This window comes from Exobacillus caeni, from assembly GCF_005747095.1.
Classification (GTDB): domain Bacteria; phylum Bacillota; class Bacilli; order Bacillales; family Guptibacillaceae; genus Exobacillus; species Exobacillus caeni.
The window spans coordinates 68,315-89,741 of sequence record NZ_SWLG01000015.1; the positions used below are offsets into that span (position 1 = coordinate 68,315).

Here is a 21,427-nt window from a genome sequence, read left to right on the forward strand (position 1 = left end):
TAATCTCATTTGCTAAACAATTCATAAAACTTAATGTTAAGTTTAGTATTGTTTATGTTTTCTGTCAACCGGTTAAATCCGGCCGCAGTGCAGCTGCTTTTTCTAAATAAACATGGTGGATTTCACGTTGTGTTTTCAGGGTATTTACCGTCATCAACACCCTGATGCATTTCTCGATCGAACCTTTGACGGGTATCTCGGATGCGCATATAACAGGGACATACTTCCAGCCATCCATCGTTCTGACCGCTTCAGCAGGAAATGCACTGTCAAGGTCCTTCGTCATCGTTATGATCACTTGCGCTACATTTTCAGGATCGATTTCATTGAGGTCGAGAATGTTTTTGACCAACTGCTCGACCGCGATTAATATCGAATTTTTCTCGTTCTTTTCAACCGTTATTGCTCCCCTTATCCCTCGTATCATCCGATCTGCTCCTTTCAAATTCAGCCATGAGCAATGGAGACAACACCGATTCATCGATCTGCACTTTTTCTGCCTTCCCGATTTCTTTTAAAAGTATCATATTAATTTTGCCGCCAGATGATTTTTTATCCTTTTTCATCCTCTCGACCAGTCTTGCTTCATCTAAAGTTTCAGGTATTGCAACAGGCAGTCCGAACTGTTGGAACCATTTTGTTATTTCATCCATATTATAATCGATGCCGTAATATACCTCACTTACTCTTAAAGCAAAAACCATGCCGATCGCCACCGCTTCTCCGTGTGTTATCCTTCCGTATCCCAATTCTGCTTCTATTGCATGCCCGAGTGTATGGCCAAAGTTAAGAATCGCCCTTAAGCCTGACTCCTTTTCATCCTGCCCGACTACTTGAGCTTTGACGCGGATTCCTTCTTTGATAAGATAGGCAAGCTGTTCATCCGTTATATTTCCTAAATCCTTGATATTTTGCTTTAGCCATCCGTAAAAATCCGGATTCCAGATTAAGGCATGTTTAATCACTTCACTGAAGCCAGAACGCCATTCATTACCAGTCAGTGAACGCAACGTTTCGATATCATAGATAACCGCTAAAGGCTGGTGGAATGCCCCGATCAGGTTTTTCCCCAATGGATGGTTAATCGCAGTTTTTCCCCCGACACTGCTATCGTGAGCAAGAAGTGTAGTGGGGAGCTGTATATAATCGATTCCTCTCATAAATGTGGCTGCTACAAATCCAGCCAGATCGCCGATCACCCCTCCTCCTAAAGCGAGGATACAGGCATCGCGATCCAGCCCTGCTTCAAGTACTGCTGTCTGGCAATCATAAAACTGACCGATCGACTTGGACTCTTCTCCGCTTTCAACGAGATAATAAGGGATGTCAGGCATGGATGCTTGAATATCTTTCAAATACAAATCAGCGACAGTTTTATCAGCAATAAGAAAATACTTGCTATATGATCCGGCCATCTCCTCGACCAATTTTTTCCATCGTTTCCGGATTCCTTTACCAATATAGACGGGATATTCTTTTGAGGAAGTATATATAGTAAGCTGTTCCATTTCTTAAAACCTCTTTGCGTATTCCTGGTAACGCTCGTAATTTTCTTTTATTTCTTCGATTCGGTCATTTCCGAACTTTTCTAAAAAGGCGCAGGCAACTTCCCATGAAACAACACTTTCGGCAACAACGCTGGCGGCTGGGACAGCACAGCTGTCAGAACGCTCTATGCTTGCGGCAAATGGTTCCTTCGTTTCAATATCAACACTTTGAAGCGGTTTATAAAGCGTTGGGATTGGTTTCATCACGCCCTTTACCACGATAGGCATTCCTGTTGTCATGCCACCTTCAAAACCACCAAGATTGTTCGTTCTTCTACTGTAGCCTTCCGTTTCTGACCAGATGATCTCATCATGTACTTTGCTCCCGGGAATTTCAGCTGCTTTAAATCCAATCCCAAACTCTACTCCCTTAAACGCATTGATACTGACGATCGCTCCAGCGATGCGTGAATCGAGCTTACGGTCATAATGGACATGACTCCCTAATCCGACCGGTGTCCCTTCTACAATCACTTCAACAATTCCGCCAATAGAGTCCCCGTTTTCCTTGGCATCATCTATTGCTTTCATCATTCTTTCCTCGGCTCCTTTATCAAGGCAGCGAACCTGGGAAGCTTCTGTTTGTTCCTGTATTTGTTTTATTGAGAGGCCGCCTTCATAATCGCTTTCAATCCCGCCGATCATCCGTACGTGTCCTGCCACTTCCATTCCGAATTCAGATAATATTTTTTTGGCGACTGCTCCGACTGCGACTCTTACTGTCGTCTCTCTTGCAGAAGAACGTTCCAGAACGTTTCTCATATCGCGGTGGCCGTATTTTATCGCGCCGTTTAAATCGGCATGTCCGGGGCGAGGCCGTGAAATAGTTCGTTTCATGTTTTTTTCTTGCTCTTCTGTTACGGGTTCGGCCCCCATGTAATTTTTCCAGTGCGTCCAGTCTTTATTTTCTACAACAAGGGCAACAGGAGCTCCTGTTGTCTTTCCATGGCGGACCCCGCTAAGAATCTGAACTCTGTCTTTTTCAATTTGCATTCTTCTGCCTCTGCCATAGCCTTTTTGCCTTCTAGCAAGCTCTTTATCAATATCCTCAGCGAGTAGCTCAAGTCCTGCAGGAACCCCTTCAATGATTGTTGTTAATTGAGGTCCGTGTGACTCTCCTGCTGTTAAGTATCTCATCCAATCTCCTCCCAACGGCTTTCGCGCTTTTGTGCTTTTATGTATTAATATATCATAACGTATTTGTTCTGTGTGTCGTTTTCTAATAATATTTAAACGCTTTAATACCAATTTCCTGTTTCGGAATAAATTTCTTTCAATTCTAATACAGGCTATTTATTATCGTAAACTAAATTGATTCGTTTTTGAACATAACTCCACAAAGAAAGGCTTCCGATGGGATGTCGAAAGCCTTCAAGAATATCATGTTGCCAGCAAGCCGTACTTCCGCTTAAAGCGTTGAAGTATCTTTATCCAGCCGGAACTAAAAACAAGTATAAAAAAAACGTTCGAAACAGCATGGGCAAGATCAAAATAAAAGCTAGTGGCATAATAAGCAAAGACAGAAGAAAATGTAATTTCACCGAGAAAGCCGATAATAAACCAGAGGTTCATGATCCATCCAAAGGCAAAACCCGTGATTAATCCAAACAGGGCTTTTCCCCAGAGATGTTTCATAAACCATGTGTTTCTAAGTATTCCGGCTAAGAATCCGATTAATCCCCAGCTATACATTTGCCACGGTGTCCATGGTCCCTGGCCAAGGAACAAGTTTGACACAAGGGCAGCCATCGCCCCAATCATAAAGCCGCTTTCTGCCCCCAAAACAAGTGCAGAGACAATTATGACGAATGTCGTTGGCTGAATGCTGGGAAATGCAGCAAAAGGCACTCTGCTTACCGCCGCAACCGCTGAAAGCATAGCCAGGAGTACGAGTTCCTTACCGGTGATCTTTCGCATTTCAAAGCGAAGCAAAAAAGGGATCAGTGTAAGTCCTATGAACAAGAAGCTGATCATCAAATAATGCTCTGGAAAGTAAATGATAGAAAAAATAAGTAGACCGAGCATTCCGGTAACGATTAGACCTGAATAGATGCTTGAACGCGCCATGATGCCAGAGCCTCCTTCACCGTTATTACCTCCTGCAAATTCGATCCCCGAACGAGACGGTTTATACTTGTTGTATAAAAGGTATTCCCTGCGAAAAAAGACCGTGGATCTGAGACAGAAGCGACCTGTCCATTGAATAACATCATACACCGGGTTGCATATTCAGCAGCAAACTCTATGTCATGTGTTACCATAACGATGGTATGGCCATCAAAATGGAGGTCAGTAAGCAATTCACCGAACTTTTGCTTTGAGAGTGGGTCCATACCTTTTGTCGGTTCATCAATAAGAAGCACTTCAGGGTCACTCACAAGCAAACAGGCAAGCGCAGCCTTTTGAAGTTCTCCTCCACTCAAATCATATGGATGGTGTTCAGCAAGGTGAGAAATACCAAGCATTTCCGTGATCCGATTCATTTTTTCATTTCCGTTCTCATCGTTTGTCCGTTCGATCGCCCGGCTCCATTCTTCTTCAAGCGTATCATGCAAAAAGAATAGCTTTGGGTTCTGGGGCAAATAAGCAACACTAAGGTGGAACTCTTGTTTGGGGATTTTTTTCAGTTTCTGATTCTTGAATCTGATTGTTCCCCTTTGTGGATTTATCAATCCCGCCATCGTTTTTAACATGGTCGACTTGCCTGAACCATTGCCTCCTACAATTGCAAAGATCTCGTTTGAATAAATGTCTATATTAAGATCGCTTAAAACATTTTCTCCTTTTCGTTCATAACGAAAACAAACGCTGTCACATGACAGAACCTTCCTTACATTCACCGCTTCCGGCAGGGGCTGCTGTTCAGCCGAGAACCCATTGATTCCGGACAGCCACATTCGTCCTTCTTTTACAGAAAGAGGGATTTCCTTCACTTCAGGATTCTCATTCAAGTGCAATGAAAGGGACGGGATAGAAGGAACATAGGCTGAGAAAATCTCATCTCTTCGGTCCCAAACGTTAAAAAAGACTTCTCGCGGTGAGCCGTCATATGCGATCTGCCCGCCGTTTAAGAGCATCATCCGGTCAGCAACAGCTGTCAGTTCTTCCAAACGATGCTCGACCATCAGAATTGTAACGCCGAACTCTTCGTTAATACGTTTTACCATCGTAATAAACTCTTTTGCCGCTACTGGATCAAGTTGTGATGTCGGTTCATCCAGCAACAGGAGCTTCGGATTTAATAAAAGTACGGAAGCAAGGTTTACGAGCTGTTTCTGGCCTCCTGACAACTCATGCGTTTTCCGCGCCAGCAAATTTTCCAATCCGAAAAACTGGACCATTTCAGCAACCCGTTTTCGAATATAATCTGTTGAATACCCTAGATTTTCAAGTCCAAAAGCGAGTTCTTGGAGTACTTCTTCCATCACGATCTGGTTATCGGGATCCTGGAAAACCATCCCTATTTCTCCTGCAAGCTCTTCGGCAGGTAAATCTTCTATCCTTTTACCGTTAAAAATGATCCCTCCCTTTCTTCTTCCGGCAGGAGCAATATCATGCTTTACCAGCTTGATTAAAGTAGATTTCCCGCATCCTGATGGCCCGCCCAGAACGAGGAACTCTCCCTTCTTTACATCAAAGCTTATTTGTTGCAATACTTCATCATCCCGCTCAGGATAAGAAAAAGAAAGATTTTTTAATTTAAGTATCTCCATCTAAATTGTTCTCTCCCTTCAACTAAAAGCGGAAAACCGATATAAAGCAAAAACAAGACGAAGACACTCCATTCGGCACCTCCCATGGACGTAGACTCCAGATCAGGGTACAAAGTGAGGTTTCCATATCCGTTAAAGAGCCCTATCAAACAACCTGCAAACAAGACAAGCAAAAGGACAATGCTTATAATATCGTTTTTTGTAAATGTGTAACGTTCATATGAAGACCTCTTTGTAACGCCATATCCTCTCGATTTCATTGAATCAGCCGTTTGCAACGCTTCCTCTAGCGACCAGGTGAGCAATATCTGCACAAGAGACACCCCATTTTTCGCCCGGTCTTTTACCCTTCCTTCGGTGATCGTCATGCCCTTTGATTTTTGAACTATCTTTATTTCGTCAAGCCTTCTTATAAGCAATGGGACAAACCTTAATGTCAACATCGCCAGCAGTGCTGTTTGGGGCAGAATTTTTGAAAATAAATACAAAAACCTGCCTGGAGTAAGAACAAAGTTATAGGAGATGAACAATATTAATATAGCTAAGAGAGAAAGTGCCATCAGAAACCCGTTCATCAGAGCTTCCAGAGTGACAGGGTTTTCTCTGAAATAAAATAAAATATGGGTTCCGCGATGATTAACAAGCGGATTTACGGCTACGATAAATAGCGTTAAGAAAAAGAAAGATTTTGCCCGGTTTCGAAGCTGTTCTACCAAACCTTGAAGAAGGGTTAAACTTATTAACAATAACACCGCGGCAATAAGATAAAACGGATGAAGAAAAGACATTAACAATACGATTGCTCCTGCATAATAAAAGAAGCATGTTAACGGATGTAAACGATTGAAGGCGTTCGTCATTTCACAGGTCTTTACCCAGATTTTCTGTATAAACCCACTCTATCTTATCTCCGCTTTGCAATGGGATAACACCCGCACTTTTGCTTAATTCCGCTCCGTTTTTTTTGCATACCCAGCCGCTTAGTGGACCTCGGTCAAATTCATATATGTTAGCTATACCCTCCACATAAGCTGCCGCTCCGCTGCCTCTTACACTCATCTGGATGCCTTTACTTTTTGTTGTACTTTGTAAGACTGACAGTACGGTATCACCCTGTTTGATTTCGATTCCAGAAAAGGATGCAATCGTTCCTTTGTTATTCGGGTCCTTGATCGTCATCGAAACAGTTTCTTTTGGTACTTCCTTTTTAATAGATTCCTTTTTTTCTGGCAGAGCATTATTGGATTCGGAAGTTGAAGTCTCTCCCTGGGCCTCTGTTACTGTTGTTTCATCCTTTTTCTCTTGTTCACTGGATGGCACATCGGTTCCTGAAGATTTACTTGTTGTATTTCCTCCTGATGATGGAGCTGCAGGTTCTTCCGTTTCATCACTTTTTTCGGGCCTATCAGTCGTTTCTTCCTTATTGTTGGAATCTGATGGACTGTTTCCTTGATCCTCTTTTGTTTCATGTTTCTGTTCTGGTTCGGTAACATTCGATTTCTCGGCTGCTGGCTTCTCCTCTGCAGAACCGCTTGTTATGTTGTCTCCCTCTATGCTACTGTTATTCATCCCGCATGCAGCTAAGGAAAATATCAAGATAATAGACACTATTAATTTATTTGTTATAGTACTCACTTTTTTCCCTCCACTCTTTTACTGGCAGGCACTGGCTGCTTCAAAACTATCGAAAAGAGCTCCCCTGCCATTAACAAGAGGGATAATTTCTTCTTCACCGTGTTAAGCCCTCTTTCGCCTGTTAAGAAAGAATAAGAATAATCCTGTTAAAAACAAGAGTGCACCGATAGCCATCAGATTACAAGTGTTCGTGGCTGTATCAGGCAGCCTATTGCCATCCTTCGATTCATTTTCACTTTGTGTCTGACCTCCACTTCCCTGCTGACCATTTTTGTCGCCCGCGGTATCGTCAACCGTAACACGATCCAGTTCATAAACAGAAGCTTTTCCGGCAACGAAGTTCTGATAAGCTACAAGAGCAAGTATCCCCTTTGCTGAAGCAATGTCGTTTGATTCCTCCCCGATCAGATGAGCGAAACCACCATCCTCATTTTGAAAAGAAAGCAAATTGGTAATTAGATTGTTTTCGGATTGAGCTGAAGAGGAGCTTGCAGCCTGGACGTCGCTATCCATACCTTTTGTGAATGAAGCACCTGCAGGATTTTTTCCTATAGCTGTTAGACCAATAATTGCTTCTGCTGTAGATTCGCTTGTTTCGCCGTTCTCTGTCTCAAATCCTCCGTTAGCATTTTGTTGTTTAGTTAACCAGTTAACAGCATTTTCGATCGCTGTTTTTACTTCTTCCTGGTCTTTGTATGGAGCGATTGCAGATAGCGCCATAGCTGTAATATCGGGATCGCCAGTTGTCCCGTATAGTGCCCAGCCGCCTGTATCGAGCTGATTTTCGATCAGATAGTCCACAAGCTTTTCCTGGTCCCATTCCGCTGATACAGGAATGTTGTAATCTCCGCTGTTCAGAGCAAGCAACCCAAAGATTACACCGTTTGTTCCCTGGTTCGTCATTCGTTCATTGTTATAGATTTTTTCGATAAGATTATAACCTGCAAAAGAAGTAGGATCTCCTCCTGCTGCCTTTACTCCCAATACCATTCTTTCATAATCAGTAACAATACGAAACTCTCCGTTGCTGCTTCCTACTTTAGCTTTCAAAGAGTCCAGGTAGCCCGCAGGGATCTTCTTACCTGCATGGTGAAGTGCAATCGCTTCCCACTCAGAAGAGACACCTTTTTCCATTATATAAGCGATCAAATTATCAACAGCTTGATTCACGTTTACAATGTGCCCCTCATCAGGGGAATCTTTATCCTTTTGACTTCCCTGCTCATCGCCGGAATCTTTTTCCTCCTGCTCCCAGGATTCGTATTTAAAAGAAATCTGATCTCCTGCCTGTGGCTTATAAGTGTGCGCTCCCCCTTCTGCCAGCTTTCCGTTAACATAAAACGCCCAGTAATATGGATCCTCAGCCACCAGGCCGTTTATGCCGATAATCATTGGACCATAATCGGTTTCTTTTAATGCTACATTATTTTCCCCTACAGCGTTTTTTAACAGGGTTAATGCAGTGGTATCTTCATTTATTTCATACTTTTTGCTGTCTAGTATCGTGCCTGTATCTGTATCTCCAAACACACTTAATGAAGCAGTGTTCCAGGATTCATATTTAAATAGAATTTCATCATCGGCATGGACATTATACTTGTGTGCCCCTACGTCAGCCTGCTTTCCATTAACATAGAAAGCCCAGGCAAATGTACCTTCCTGGCTTAATCCCTTTATTTCTGTAATCATTGGGCCGTAATCACTATCTACTGTTTTTACATTCTCAGACCCTACTGTCTCTTGCAACAAAGAAAGCGCATCGGTATCTTCTTGTATTTCTATTTCTTTCTTTTTTAAAAGAGCCGCTTCCTTTCCCTGTACCGCAATACTTGCTTTGTTCGTCTCTGCAGCCGTCGCTGAATTTTGCATGGGTAACACAAGTTGCCCGAGCAACACGATCATTACCATCAATCTGTTCAACATTCTTTTTGTTAACAAACTTATTCCTCCTCCTAAACAATTCTCCCCACCGAGGATAACTGATTGTGTAATCAAATGTCTTACAACAAAAAAATCTCCTATCAAAATAGGAGATTAGTACATGTAAATAGGTTGGGCAGCTTTTTTTAAAAGCAGCCTTCATCCATGTTACACCTCCCTATCCTCGTAGGTTGTACAGTGCGATAAAAAACAGGCAGGTCTCCTGGCTAATGTTCATCGCTCCCCAAGTCTTCCCGTCAATTGACAGTGACATCGTTTGGTTCGCTCCCATTTACAGTGGCGGGACCGCGTCGGACTTACACCGAACTTCCCTTTTCATTGATAAGCTTTTAACTTATCAAACCTATTTTTAAAGCGTATGAAGTTATGTATCACTACTTGTCCATCATACTGTTTAAATAAGGCGTGGTCAATAAAATATTCTTAATTTTGTCATCCAATGGTGTAGCGTATAAAATAGAAAGAGGATTCAAACGGATTTACTGAGACTATCAATATAAGGAGTGACAGTGTTGGACTATACGCAATTAAACGCTGCAGACATTGCAGAACTCATCGCAAAAAGAGAAGTATCGCCAGTTGAGATTATAAAAAAACATCTGGAAAGAATAGATAAAATCAATCCTAAAATCAATGCTTTTATCACGGTTTTGCATGATGATGCTATGAATCAGGCCAAACGAGCTGAGGAAAAGTTGGTAAAAGGAGAAACAATCGGCCCACTTCATGGAGTGCCAATGGCGTTTAAAGATTTAACCCCGGTAAATGGCGTTCGCACAACATTCGGTTCTCCGATTTTTAAAGACTTTGTTCCGGTACACGAGCCATCGATCGTCAAACGCATCCGAGCATCAGGCGCCATTATCGTTGGAAAAACAAATACACCGGAATTCGGCCATAAAGGCACAACCGACAATCCTCTGATAGGCGCAACGAAAAATCCCTGGAACCTTTCCCTTACTGCTGGAGGTTCGAGCGGAGGTTCAGGAGCAGCAGTTGCCTCTGGGTGCGTACCCCTGGCAGAAGGCAGTGATGGTGGTGGCTCAATAAGAATCCCTGCGAGTTTCAACGGAATCGTTGGCTTCAAACCAACCTATGGACTCGTTCCAAACGACAGCAACCCAACAAATCGTTTTGGTTCAACACAGCCTTTCGTCCATTATGGGCCCCTTGCAAGAACGGTAAAGGATGCGGCCTTGATGTTTTCTGTTATGCAGGGCCATGAACCTGATGACCCTTTTTCAATGCCTGGATTAAACGAAGACATCATGAGCCTGGTAGAAGAAGATATCAAGGGCCTGCGAATAGCTTACACACCAGATTTCGGACTCTATGAAGTGGATTCAGAAGTAAAACAAGTGATGGACCGTGCCGTACAAAATTTCCGCCATATGGGAGCCACGGTAGAAGAGGTTTCTATTGATTACGGGATGACGTTGAAAGAAATGGTGTCTTTTTTCAACAAAATGTGGTTTGCAGGATTGGCTGCTGGATTTGCTGAAAAATTTCAGCAGAGCCCTGAAAGATTTTCTACCACAGTGGGAGAGATGATAGAAGAAGGAATGCGAATAAGCGGTGTTGAGCTCAGACAAACGGAAGTACTCAGAACCCGGATATGGACGCAAACACGCTCTATACTCACAACTCACCAGCTGTTGCTTTCGCCTACCCTTGCTGTCCCAGCGTTCCACTATGAAAAAATTGGACCCAACACAATAAACGGGAAAAAAATCGCCCAAATTTCCGACTGGATGATGACCCAGATTTTTAATATTACTGGACAGCCAGCCATTTCCATTCCTGCCGGCCTATCGTCAACAAATCTGCCGATCGGGATGCAGTTAGCAGGCAATCGTTTTTCTGACAGCATGGTGCTAAAAGCAGCAAACGCCTATGAAAAAAACTTTGGACCTTTCGAACGTCCGGCTATCTAACTATATAAAAGCAGCTGTCATCAGACAGCTGCTTTTATGATAAACGCTTACAATTTTAGTAAAGGATTAAACCCATTTAGAAATTGTTTTGTCGTAGTTATTAAGTTCTTTTTCATCGAAGAACAATGAAATTTCTCTTTCAGCGCTCTCTGGGGAATCGGAACCATGGATAACGTTCATGCTTACTTGTACTCCGTAATCTCCACGGATTGTGCCTGGAGCAGCGTCAGCAGGATTTGTAGCACCCATCATAGTACGGGCAGTAGCGATAACGTTTTCTCCTTCCCAAACCATAGCAAAAACAGGGCCAGAAGTGATGAAATCCACTAATTCTCCGAAAAACGGGCGTTCTTTGTGCTCTCCGTAATGTGTTTCAGCAAGGTCTTTTGAAATTGTCATCAACTTGCCGCCAACCAGGTTAAAGCCCTTCTTTTCAAAACGGGAAACGATTTCCCCGACTAAATTACGTTGTACTCCATCAGGTTTTACCATTAGAAACGTTTTCTCCACAAAAATCTCCTCACTTTCGGTTATATAAATATGTATTTAACGGACGATAGGCTGCCCGTGAAAATTCTATCAAATTACGATTAAAAGCACAACATAAATCATATCGGTATTGAAGGAAAGTTTAATAATTGCGTTTTCCTATGTATTCTGCAATTTGGTAAAGCGACTGTCTGGCAGGCATCTCTGGTAAGCCTTCAAGCTCATGAAACGCTTTTTCAAGGTACCTGTTGCTTATTTGCTGGGAAAATTCAATTCCTCCAGATTCCTTGACTATCGAGATGATATTTTTGATATCAATCGTATCTAACTGCTCCAGATCCGCAAAGTGAGGCAAAATTCCATCCTGCCCCCTCTTTGTTTTTAAAGCATATAACACAGGGAGGGTAATGTTTCCCTGAAGAAGATCACCGCCAGCTGGTTTTCCGAGCTGCTTTTCCGTACCCACATAATCTAATATATCATCTGTAATCTGATACGCCATACCGACATTGTATCCAAAACGATACAGCTTTTTCTGAACATGAGGCGATGTTCCTGCTGCAACTGCGCCAAGCTCACAGCTGATCGCAATCAACAGAGCGGTCTTACGTTTAATCCTTCGAAAATAGTTTCTCAAATTAACATTCCAATTATACTGATCACGTATTTGCTCGATCTCCCCGATCGACATCTCTACGATCGCTTTAGACAAAATCAAATGTGCTTCCGGTTTATTTAGCCCTGCGATTTGTTCAATAGCACGTGCAAAGATATAATCCCCGGTGTACATCGCGATCCGATTATCCCACCTGGATTTGATCGTCTGCTTTCCCCTTCTCATCTCAGCGTCATCAATAACATCATCGTGGACAAGGGAAGCCATATGAATTAGCTCTAGAGATACAGCTACCTTTTTCATCTGTTCGATGTTATAGTCACCGAACTTTCCAGATAATAGTACAAAAACAGGACGGATCCTTTTACCGCCCGCCTTTAAAAGATGCTTTGAAGCTTCCCGCAAGATTGGATGGTTCGCTTCAATCGTTTTATCTAAAGCAGATTCAATTTGAGACAAGTCTTTTTTCAATGAGGCATAAATTGTTTTTAGTTTCATACTATCCACCTAACGCAATCCTAAGGCTGTGCTATTCTTTAACAGCTTTTTTTGGCTTACGGCCCAAATGCATTGCTGCTACTCCACCGGAATATGCTTTCACTTCTACATTTGTTAAGCCGGTCTTTTTAAACATCTCTGCAAGTTCTTCCCTTCCAGGGAAGGATTTTGCTGATTCCTGCAGCCACGAATACTCTTTAAAGCTAGAGGCGAAAATTTTGCCTAGAGTCGGCATAATATATTGAAAATAAAGGTAATAGCCCTGCTTGAATACAGGCATCGTCGGTTGAGAGGTTTCTAAACAGACTACCTTCCCTCCCGGCTTTACAACTCTATACATTTCTTTTAATACCTGAAAGTAATCAGGCACGTTACGGAGCCCAAAGCCAATGGTGACATAATCAAAGGAATTATCTTCAAAAGGAAGATCCATTGCGTTTCCATGAATGAGGGTCACATTTTCAACTCCGGTATCCTTCACCTTCTCTTTACCTACTGCAAGCATATTTTCACTGAAATCAAGTCCGTAGGCTTCTCCATTTTTCCCGACCGCTTCCGAAAGGGACAGTGTCCAATCTGCAGTACCACAGCACACATCCAGAGCTTTTGTGCCCTTATGGACATTCATTCGTTTCATCGTATCTTTCCGCCAGGCTTTATGGCGCTGGAAACTGATAACCGAATTCATAAAGTCATATTTTTTTGAGATGGATTGAAAGACTTCGTGCACTTTTTGTTCCTTGGATGACTGCATCATTTACCCTTCTTCCGCAATTTTCTTTTGGCTGTATGTTATGTTAAATATCGATTCAGGAAAGTTTTGGCCGAAGAAACGGTTTAATTCTGGTTGCTGTCCTGTTTTTTTTCTTGCTTCTTCAATGCAAGCATCAATAACTTCCAGTGCGCTTTCCTTCTCGTTTCCAGTGGCTTCACCTGTTTTTGAAATCAACGCCTGTCCGATTCGTTCCACAAATCCTGATGTTCCTTCGACCACATAATTTTTCTTTTCAAAAATAAGTCTCTTTAACCAGAGTACTTCATGGCTAAATGTTGTAAGAGCAGTAGTTCCCAGGTAATTCCCGACCTTTTTAACAACAAGGGATTCAATGCTCTTATACAAATGGAGAACCCGCTCCAAATCCTGCTTGCCATCGGTATAACTGCACATCTTCAGCTCATTTATATCCTGTATTGCTTCAGATAAAATACGAACCAGCCCTATGTCATTCCTTTCCGAAAGCATTCGGTAATAAAGGCTGCTGAAAAAATCGCCTGCAAGAACCGTCAATTGGCGATTCTTTCTTTCCGTATCATTTGTTATTCCGTTACTGGTGATCTGATCATGGGTATCTAAAGCGATTTGAACAAGCATAACCGCTTTTATACAATCGCTGCGTTTATGCTCCTCAACCCCGGACTCTGAAAACATGGCATAAAGAAGCGCCAGTTTGTCATCGTCTATATACGGCTGGTCGATAAATCGCATCAAATAGCTGTGAGAGACGAGTTCTTGCAGCTGTTCTTTTATGTGGAAAATAGGCTTATGTACATTTTGCAAACTACTCATACCCTGACCCCTAACATTTCATTATCGCTAACCAAACCTTTTATCTTCTAAGGTATTATATCATAACGCAAGACGACGGATAAAGGTTTGTGACCTGTTTGCCATAAAGGTTTATCGTCACACAAGGAACAGCCTTAAAAACTGAAGAAAAGCAGGAAGCCCTGCTTTAATCTGTTGTGGTTATTTCCCCATGACTGGTTTGGATTACTGCTTTTCCTCTCACCTTAACTGCAGAAGTATGCTCAGTGAACTGCGCGATCATCACTTCGCCTTTGTCCAGCTTCTCGGAATGATGAAAACGTGTATCTGAACCACGGGTAAGGCCTATAACGTTTACCCCGTTCTCCAACGCTTTGATAACAAAAAAGTCATTTCCTTTACTGCTTTCCATTACGTTCCCTCCCCTGCAAGTTTTGTTATGTAAAGCGTGGCACCGGAACTTCCGGAGCCACTTAGAAAAAGTTATTTAGTCTTTTATTAAGCTTAAAACTTCTGCACGTGCAGCAGCATCATTCTCAAATATACCGCGTACAGCAGACGTTACCGTTGAGGCTCCAGGCTTTTTTACCCCTCTCATCGTCATGCACATATGCTCTGCTTCCAATACGACCATTACGCCATATGGAGAAAGGCTATCTACCAGCGAGTCTGCGATGGTAGAAGTGATTCTTTCCTGCAGTTGGGGCCTGCGCGATACCGCTTCTACTGCCCTCGCAAGCTTGCTTAACCCTGTTACCTTTCCCCCTTTAGGTATATAAGCGACATGCGCTTTCCCAAAGAACGGTACTAGATGGTGTTCGCAGGTTGAAAAGAACGGGATGTCTTTTACAAGAACCAGTTCTTCATGCTCTTCGCCAAAGATGGTTTCAAAGTGTTCTTTTGGGTCCTGGTTCATCCCTTGAAAAATCTCTTCGTACATTCTTGCTACACGTTTGGGTGTATCTATTAGACCTTCACGATCAGGGTCTTCTCCGATCGCTTCAAGGATCATTCTTACAGCTTCTTGTATTTTTTCATGATTTACTTCATGCAACGGTTACTCCTCCATTCAAAGCACTTTCAGTACCTCAAGCAAATTCTAGCATACGGCGGTTAAGAAGGCAAAAAAAAGAAGAGTTGTGAAAAATCACAACTCTTCCTGCCCTTATGTATTGACTTACTTAACGGAATCTTTAAGGGCCTTACCAGGTTTAAATGCTGGCACTTTGCTTGCAGCAATTTCGATTTCCTCACCTGTTTGTGGATTACGTCCTTTACGTGCAGCACGCTCACGTACTTCGAAGTTACCAAAGCCAATCAATTGTACTTTGTCACCATCACTAAGTGATTTAGAAATGTTATCAATAACTGCGTCTACAGCTTTAGTCGCATCTTTTTTGGAAAGCTCTGCAGATTCTGCAACAGCGTTGATTAGATCTGTCTTATTCATTCGGTTCACCTCCTCTCAAGGATAAAGGTTGAATCATTTTCATTTTTGCACATAAAACGGTGTTTTTATACGGTTTTATGCGGTATTAGTGTGTTTGCAAGCCTTATATTAAACGAAGATGAATAAGAATTCAATATTTTTATATATATTTCAACGAATTTTTATGAATTTTGACCCAGTTTTATCATTTTTTCCCTTTTGACAGTTTCTATTGTAGGTAAAGCATAAGACAGAGTACCATACATAGAACCTACTGGCAAACCTTAAGGGAAGTAGAACTTTTATTAGTGTCTTCGTCTATTCAATCAATTTCATAACGGTCGCTTATTCATCTGGTATAGGCCCTTCGAACTGATTACTTCATCCGCAAAAATCAACCAGCGCTGGCAGGCAGCAGCGGAATGATTCGCAGAAATAACAAAAGGCGCTTTTCTAAAGGCATTTCTTAAAAGATTGTGGTTATTGCACAAAAGCGATAAACTGCGACGCAATTGCAGCATTGATTTCCGCTCCGGGCAGTTCGCTTTCCGAGGGCAACGCTTCAGCTTCCTCGTCAGCAAAAACCGCTTCCTGCGGGACAGCGAAGACGTTGAGACCCCGCAGGGAGCGTTCTGTGCGAGTGAGGAGGCTCAGCGCGAGCCCGCGGAAAGCGTAGTGTATTTCCGCAGCGGTCAGCAGTAACTTACGTCGCAGTTTATCTCTAATGTGAAACTTTAAGCAACAAAGTATGCGAAAAGAGCCTTCCTAAAGGATGTTTTTTTGCATATCTTCTGTAGCAGTAACGCAGAAGCCAACATCTTTTTTCCACTTCTGGAAGCAGCTTGCTCAGGGAAAGCGAAGTGTACTTCCGTAGGTTAGCCACAGTCCACCTCGTTTTTGGAAGCATATTACAACAAATTTTGCAAATACACCCAAACAAAAAGACTCCATGGTTTTGGAGTCTTATGGTTTATAATATAATTGCGATTAATCCGCCTGAACCTTCGTTGATAATTCGCTCTAATGTTTCTTTAAGTTTATACCGTGCATTTTCAGGCATCAGGGACAATTTCGCCTGTATTCCCTCTCTTACAATCGAATTTAGCGACCTTCCAAAAATATCTGAATTCCAGATGGAAAGTGGATCTTCTTCAAAGTCCTGCATCAGATAACGAACAAGCTCTTCACTTTGTTTTTCCGTACCTATTATAGGCGCAAATTCTGATTCCACGTCCACTTTAATCATGTGAATCGAAGGAGCAACGGCTTTTAGTCTGACACCAAAGCGAGATCCCTGTCTGATGATTTCAGGTTCATCCAGACTCATATCGCTGATAGTTGGGGCCGCAATTCCATAACCCGTTTGTTTTACCATTTTAAGGGCATCTGCAACTTGATCATATTCAGCCTTTGCATAAGCAAACTCTTGCATTAATTGGAGCAGGTGGTCTTTGCCCCGTATTTCGACTCCTACAACCTCTTTAAGTATTTGATCATACAATTCATCCGGAGCATACAGATCAATCTCTGCAATCCCCTGGCCCATTTCAATCCCTGCAAGGCGGGCATCGTCAATAAATTCAAATTCGCTAAATTGTCCTACAACACGATCAACATCTCGTAACCGCTTGATATCCTTAACTGTTTCTCTCACGGATTCTTCGTAATTCTCTCGAAGCCAGTGGTCATTCCTCAGCACCATTACCCAGCTAGGAAGGTTTACATTGACTTCAAGAACCGGAAACTCATAAAGCACTTCTCTTAACACGGTGTTAATGTCATGCTCCGTCATGCTCTCCACACTCATCGCAAGGACAGGAATATCGTATTTATCTTGAAGCTGATCTCTTAGCCCAAGTGTTTCCGGATGATGAGGGTGGGCTGAGTTAACAATCATGATGAAAGGCTTCCCGACTTCTTTAAGCTCTTCCACGACTCTCTCTTCAGATTCAATATAATCGTTCCTTGTAATCTCACCTATCGAACCGTCAGTTGTAATGACCACACCAAGCGTAGAATGCTCCTGGATCACTTTTCTTGTTCCGATTTCTGCAGCTTCCTGAAATGGAATCGGCTCCTCATACCATGGGGTGTTAATCATACGAGGTCCGTTTTCATCTTCATAACCTTTCGCCCCCGGGACTGTATATCCAACACAATCAACGAGGCGAATATTAACATCCAGGCCCTCATCTACATGGATGCTTACTGCATGGTTTGGTACAAATTTTGGTTCTGTCGTCATAATCGTACGACCAGCTGCACTTTGCGGAAGCTCATCCTGCGCTCTCGCTTTTTCTGAATCGTTATCGATATTTGGCAGGACAACAAGTTCCATGAACTTTTTAATGAATGTAGATTTTCCTGTTCGAACTGAGCCTACAACACCCAGGTAAATATCACCGCCGGTTCTTTCTGCGATATCTTTAAAGATATCAACTCTCTCCACGTGATCGCCTCCCGAATTCCACCTCTAATGGAATATTTGAATCCAGACCACCGTTAATCTTGGACATTATATACTTATGACGTTGTCCAAATAATATGCCATGTTCCTATAAATCTTCTTAATATGGCGGTAGCTTCATCGCCTCCCTTTCGGACTCTTCTTCCCATATGCCATTAGTTCTCCAGGCTGTTTCAGAATTTTCCTATTCCGCCTCTGCCATGGGATGGTAGTTAAATATTTTATGGCAGTAATAAAAAAAGCCCTCCTCTTTTTTATAGATTTATTTTAAAAGAGGAGGGAAAATACCTATTTTACTAAAAAAACAGGTTTATTATTTTTAATCGTATAAGGAACTGAGTATGTCGGAACAAAAAAAGAGTTTTCTGCAAGGATATTGCGAATATCTTCTCCAGGTTGAAAATTATGTTCGGGCTTGCTTTCGAGCGCCTGTTCTAAGTCAGATGTATAGTCTATCCAAACACTCCCGGATTCATCGAGAAAGAAGGGAAGTTGTTTTCCGGTATAAGGGCTCTTTACTGTGGGAGGATCTTCAATCCCCATTCTCTCGTAGTCTATTGAATAACGGTTTTTTGCAAGTATTTCTTTAAAGGGAGGGTACTTATTTTCCCTTCGAAAATCATTGATTCGCATCTGCAGATCCTTAACCTTCTCTACCATCGTTAAGTCCAATACTCTTACGGTCGGGTTTTCTTCTACATTAATTAATACGTACTGAAAGACTCCGCCGTTTTCAAACGAATTGCCCGGGGGCTGCTGCAAATACCTGGGGACAAGCTTCTTAAAATCAATCGGGTATTTTTGGTATAACGGTGTTGTCATATCTCTAGTCTTGATCGGGAGGACTCCGCTATCCTGCTGAAATTGATCTACTCCGGTTTGGACGGACTCAATCTGGTCTTTATAAGGAATCCTGTTCTCCATTTTTTTGCTTTCAGGATATAAACATCCTGACAAGAGGAGCAACAAGGTACAGAGCAGTAATGTCATACGAAGCATTTTCATAATATCCATTCCTTCATGATAAAAAATTTAAAGCCACTATTCAGATACCGGGCCGCTAAAGACAACCAGTATCATCAAAATACCTGCGATGATTACACATAGGTAAGCAAATCCTGAAAAAATAAATCGCAAAAAACCTTTTAATTTTGCACGGCTAAACATAATCGTAAATACTGCAATAAACATTAGCGCTATAGCGCCCAATGAAATCCACATTTTCATTAAACCTGGGGACATTGCTCTAACCTCCTGGCAAGCAAACGGTTGTCTGCTGCAATTCATCTTAACTGTACAATTAATAAATACCGCTCAACATTATAACAAATTTCGGAGCAAAAATCTTTAGAAAAAAATATTAAACTGCCTTATCCTTTATTTCGAGCTAATATGTAAGGATTTTTGCATAAATCTTTCAAACTAACAAACTTGCCTCATATATAAACAATAAAAAAGCTGGAGAAAAGGGGCGCTTTCCAACAGCTTTTGACTAAATGCTTTTCGGTTGAAGACAGCTCTTGCTTGATGGTCATTCCGTATCAGTATATGTTTGTGAATTTTGTTTGTATCAATATTCGCCTATCTATGTTACTTTTGATTAAACATTTTTGAAAGTTGTGATAAATCAAGGGGTACATTTTTGTTAACGATCGCCTCTACAATCCGGTCTTCCTTTTCCCTAGGAACAGGAACATTAGCCATCTTAGCAACATTTGCTACAAGTCTGCGAACCGTCTTTTCATCAGTAAAATCGGCTCCAGCTACAGAATCAGCCAATTTGAAAATATCTTCTTTTTTTACATTTGTCTTTTTTTCGATGTTATCGAACAAGTCGCTCAACTTGATTCCTCCTCACCATTAGCTTTCAAAATAGTCTATGCAAGGAGGAAAACTTCGTGCTTATAACAAAACGTTCAATTATCACTGGCTTTCGGACGTTTCCGAACTGTCCAAGACAAAACGGCCTGCAAAAAGGCTGGTTAAATCTTCAACCTCATCCGTCTTTCCCCGCCTCATTAGTTCATCTACAGCCTGCTTCGGATTCTTTTCATTAAATAACACATCGTATAATACGTTTGTGATCGGCATCTCTACGTCTTGCTGTTTCGCCAGTTGATGGGCAGCCTTTGTAGTACGTACTCCTTCAACAACCATTCCCATGTTTTCGAGGACCTCATCAAGCTTTTGCCCCTTACCAAGCATGTTTCCTGCACGCCAGTTTCGGCTATGTACACTAGTACAAGTCACAACAAGGTCGCCAATGCCGGAAAGCCCTGCAAATGTTAATGGGTTTGCGCCCATATAAGTACCGAGACGTGCGATTTCTGCAAGTCCCCTCGTCAAAAGGGCCGCTTTCGCATTATCCCCATATCCAAGTCCATCGGACATCCCAGCTCCAAGGGCGATAATATTTTTTAACGCCCCTCCAAGCTCTACACCGATCATGTCTGTATTCGTGTATACCCTGAAGTTCTGGTTAATGAATAGATCCTGTACATACTCGGCTTCTTCCTGGTCATCGGAAGAAACAGTAACAGTAGTCGGTTGGCGCAGACTAACCTCTTCGGCATGGCTTGGACCTGATAAAACAACAATGGATTTCCGCAAACTCTCGGGGATCTCTTCTTTTATAACTTCAGAAATCCTTTTCAGTGTATCTGGCTCAATCCCTTTACTCGCATGGACAATCGTAACAGGTTTCGTTAATTTGCTTGCGATTTCAGGAAGAACATCTCTCATCGCCTTTGTTGGTGTTACCAATAGAACCGTTTCTGCTCCTTCTAAAGATTCTCCCAATGAATCTGTTGCAATGATCGTTTCGGGCAACTCGATTTCAGGCAAATAGCGCTTATTAGTATGGGTTATATTTATTTCATCGGCCTGTTCTTTTCTCCTTGCCCACAGTTTTACACTATGTTGATTATCAGCTAACACTATTGCAAGCGCTGTTCCCCAGCTACCCGCACCAATAACGGCAATTTTCGCCATAAAGCGACACTCCCTTACTCGTTTATTTTTTGCCTATTTTACTTTCAGTCCCTTTAAAAAGCCGGCTAACATTTGCTCGGTGGCGCCAGACAGACAACACCGCAACAACCGCTGCCAGATATGCATATGTAATTGGATAATCACCTACTAGAACCAAAAAAGGAGGTGTAAGAACTACGAAAGTAATCGATCCAAGTGATACGTACCTTGTTATGATGATAAGGATAATGGCAATGATACCTGCATATAACGATGGCAAAAAAGCAACAGTGGCAAATACCCCGATAGTCGTAGCAACTCCTTTGCCTCCACGGAAATTAAAGAATACCGGCCAGTTATGGCCGATGATGGCAAAAATACCTGAAAGAAAAGGAGCCCAGGTCGTATCCGTCAAAAGCACACCCAGCCACACTGCTCCAATACCCTTCAGAACATCTAGAGCCAATACAGCAATCGCCGGACCCTTTCCTAACACACGAAGGGTATTTGTAGCACCGGCGTTGCCGCTTCCATGCTGTCTAATATCTATCTTTTTTACTTTTTTGGCAATCAGATAGCTAAAGCTAAGTGATCCGATCAAATAAGCGATCACACAAGATAATAAGATGCCCATTGTTTTCC

At 42.2% G+C, this 21,427-nt stretch carries 22 protein-coding genes and 1 riboswitch; of the genes, 1 reads left to right on the forward strand and 21 read right to left on the reverse strand.

Features of this window, described 5'->3' with window-relative positions; all coding sequences use genetic code 11:
- Positions 1-64: 64 nt before the first annotated feature.
- The 8 genes from aroH to FCL54_RS18195 all read right to left on the reverse strand — a co-directional run bounded on the left by aroH (position 65) and on the right by FCL54_RS18195 (position 8,833).
- On the reverse strand, positions 65-427 hold the full coding sequence (gene aroH / locus FCL54_RS18160) for a chorismate mutase (RefSeq protein WP_138128348.1): 363 nt from the start codon (positions 425-427) through the stop codon (positions 65-67).
- Positions 393-1,508: a 3-dehydroquinate synthase gene (gene aroB, locus FCL54_RS18165; RefSeq protein ID WP_138128349.1), complete on the reverse strand. Its 1,116-nt coding sequence runs from the start codon at positions 1,506-1,508 to the stop codon at positions 393-395. The genes aroH and aroB overlap by 35 nt, the downstream gene beginning before the upstream one ends.
- 3 nt (positions 1,509-1,511) lie before the next feature.
- Positions 1,512-2,684, reverse strand: a complete 1,173-nt coding sequence (gene aroC, locus FCL54_RS18170; protein WP_138128350.1) for a chorismate synthase — start codon at positions 2,682-2,684, stop codon at positions 1,512-1,514.
- 243 nt (positions 2,685-2,927) lie between these two features.
- Positions 2,928-3,614 carry an ECF transporter S component gene (locus tag FCL54_RS18175; protein WP_138128351.1) on the reverse strand — a complete coding sequence of 229 codons (687 nt, stop codon included), beginning with the start codon at positions 3,612-3,614 and terminating at the stop codon, positions 2,928-2,930.
- Positions 3,584-5,260 carry an ABC transporter ATP-binding protein gene (locus FCL54_RS18180; RefSeq protein WP_138128352.1) on the reverse strand — a complete coding sequence of 559 codons (1,677 nt, stop codon included), beginning with the start codon at positions 5,258-5,260 and terminating at the stop codon, positions 3,584-3,586. The genes FCL54_RS18175 and FCL54_RS18180 overlap by 31 nt, the downstream gene beginning before the upstream one ends.
- On the reverse strand, positions 5,242-6,120 hold the full coding sequence (locus FCL54_RS18185; RefSeq protein ID WP_138128353.1) for an energy-coupling factor transporter transmembrane component T: 879 nt from the start codon (positions 6,118-6,120) through the stop codon (positions 5,242-5,244). The genes FCL54_RS18180 and FCL54_RS18185 overlap by 19 nt, the downstream gene beginning before the upstream one ends.
- A gap of 1 nt (position 6,121) precedes the next feature.
- Positions 6,122-6,895 (reverse strand): DUF4430 domain-containing protein, encoded by a 774-nt coding sequence (locus tag FCL54_RS18190; RefSeq protein WP_138128354.1) that lies wholly within the window; start codon positions 6,893-6,895, stop codon positions 6,122-6,124.
- 102 nt (positions 6,896-6,997) lie between these two features.
- Positions 6,998-8,833 (reverse strand): DUF4430 domain-containing protein, encoded by a 1,836-nt coding sequence (locus tag FCL54_RS18195; RefSeq protein ID WP_138128355.1) that lies wholly within the window; start codon positions 8,831-8,833, stop codon positions 6,998-7,000.
- Positions 8,834-9,011: 178 nt separating this feature from the next.
- A riboswitch (cobalamin riboswitch) is annotated at positions 9,012-9,198 on the reverse strand.
- A 150-nt stretch (positions 9,199-9,348) separates the two neighbouring features.
- Between FCL54_RS18195 and FCL54_RS18200 the strand changes: the two genes are divergently transcribed.
- Positions 9,349-10,770, forward strand: a complete 1,422-nt coding sequence (locus tag FCL54_RS18200) for an amidase (RefSeq protein WP_171016916.1) — start codon at positions 9,349-9,351, stop codon at positions 10,768-10,770.
- 66 nt (positions 10,771-10,836) lie between these two features.
- On the opposite strand, the gene ndk is transcribed toward FCL54_RS18200, so the two are convergent.
- The 13 genes from ndk to plsY all read right to left on the reverse strand — a co-directional run bounded on the left by ndk (position 10,837) and on the right by plsY (position 21,419).
- Positions 10,837-11,280, reverse strand: a complete 444-nt coding sequence (gene ndk / locus FCL54_RS18205) for a nucleoside-diphosphate kinase (RefSeq protein WP_138128357.1) — start codon at positions 11,278-11,280, stop codon at positions 10,837-10,839.
- A gap of 121 nt (positions 11,281-11,401) precedes the next feature.
- Positions 11,402-12,373: a heptaprenyl diphosphate synthase component II gene (gene hepT, locus FCL54_RS18210; RefSeq protein ID WP_138128358.1), complete on the reverse strand. Its 972-nt coding sequence runs from the start codon at positions 12,371-12,373 to the stop codon at positions 11,402-11,404.
- 31 nt (positions 12,374-12,404) lie between these two features.
- Entirely contained in the window at positions 12,405-13,127 is a 723-nt protein-coding gene (locus FCL54_RS18215; protein ID WP_138128359.1) for a demethylmenaquinone methyltransferase, read from the reverse strand.
- 3 nt (positions 13,128-13,130) lie between these two features.
- The gene (locus FCL54_RS18220; RefSeq protein WP_138128360.1) at positions 13,131-13,940 is read right to left on the reverse strand and encodes a heptaprenyl diphosphate synthase component 1; all 810 of its coding nucleotides are present in this window, start codon (positions 13,938-13,940) and stop codon (positions 13,131-13,133) included.
- Between the two features lie 166 nt (positions 13,941-14,106).
- Positions 14,107-14,331, reverse strand: coding sequence for a trp RNA-binding attenuation protein MtrB (mtrB, locus tag FCL54_RS18225; RefSeq protein WP_138128361.1), 225 nt, complete (start codon positions 14,329-14,331; stop codon positions 14,107-14,109).
- Positions 14,332-14,406: 75 nt separating this feature from the next.
- Positions 14,407-14,973: a GTP cyclohydrolase I FolE gene (gene folE, locus FCL54_RS18230; RefSeq protein ID WP_138128362.1), complete on the reverse strand. Its 567-nt coding sequence runs from the start codon at positions 14,971-14,973 to the stop codon at positions 14,407-14,409.
- A 123-nt stretch (positions 14,974-15,096) separates the two neighbouring features.
- On the reverse strand, positions 15,097-15,369 hold the full coding sequence (locus tag FCL54_RS18235) for an HU family DNA-binding protein (protein WP_138128363.1): 273 nt from the start codon (positions 15,367-15,369) through the stop codon (positions 15,097-15,099).
- 949 nt (positions 15,370-16,318) lie between these two features.
- Positions 16,319-17,797, reverse strand: a complete 1,479-nt coding sequence (spoIVA, locus tag FCL54_RS18245) for a stage IV sporulation protein A (protein ID WP_138128365.1) — start codon at positions 17,795-17,797, stop codon at positions 16,319-16,321.
- Positions 17,798-18,103: 306 nt separating this feature from the next.
- On the reverse strand, positions 18,104-18,820 hold the full coding sequence (locus FCL54_RS18250) for a hypothetical protein (protein WP_138128381.1): 717 nt from the start codon (positions 18,818-18,820) through the stop codon (positions 18,104-18,106).
- A 36-nt stretch (positions 18,821-18,856) separates the two neighbouring features.
- A complete protein-coding gene (locus tag FCL54_RS18255) occupies positions 18,857-19,057 on the reverse strand; it encodes a DUF2768 domain-containing protein (protein ID WP_138128366.1) in 201 nt (66 codons plus the stop codon).
- Positions 19,058-19,405: 348 nt separating this feature from the next.
- Positions 19,406-19,657, reverse strand: coding sequence for a stage VI sporulation protein F (locus FCL54_RS18260; protein ID WP_246055336.1), 252 nt, complete (start codon positions 19,655-19,657; stop codon positions 19,406-19,408).
- Between the two features lie 81 nt (positions 19,658-19,738).
- Positions 19,739-20,806: an NAD(P)H-dependent glycerol-3-phosphate dehydrogenase gene (locus FCL54_RS18265; RefSeq protein ID WP_138128368.1), complete on the reverse strand. Its 1,068-nt coding sequence runs from the start codon at positions 20,804-20,806 to the stop codon at positions 19,739-19,741.
- 22 nt (positions 20,807-20,828) lie between these two features.
- Positions 20,829-21,419 (reverse strand): glycerol-3-phosphate 1-O-acyltransferase PlsY, encoded by a 591-nt coding sequence (plsY, locus tag FCL54_RS18270; protein WP_138128369.1) that lies wholly within the window; start codon positions 21,417-21,419, stop codon positions 20,829-20,831.
- Positions 21,420-21,427: the final 8 nt, after the last annotated feature.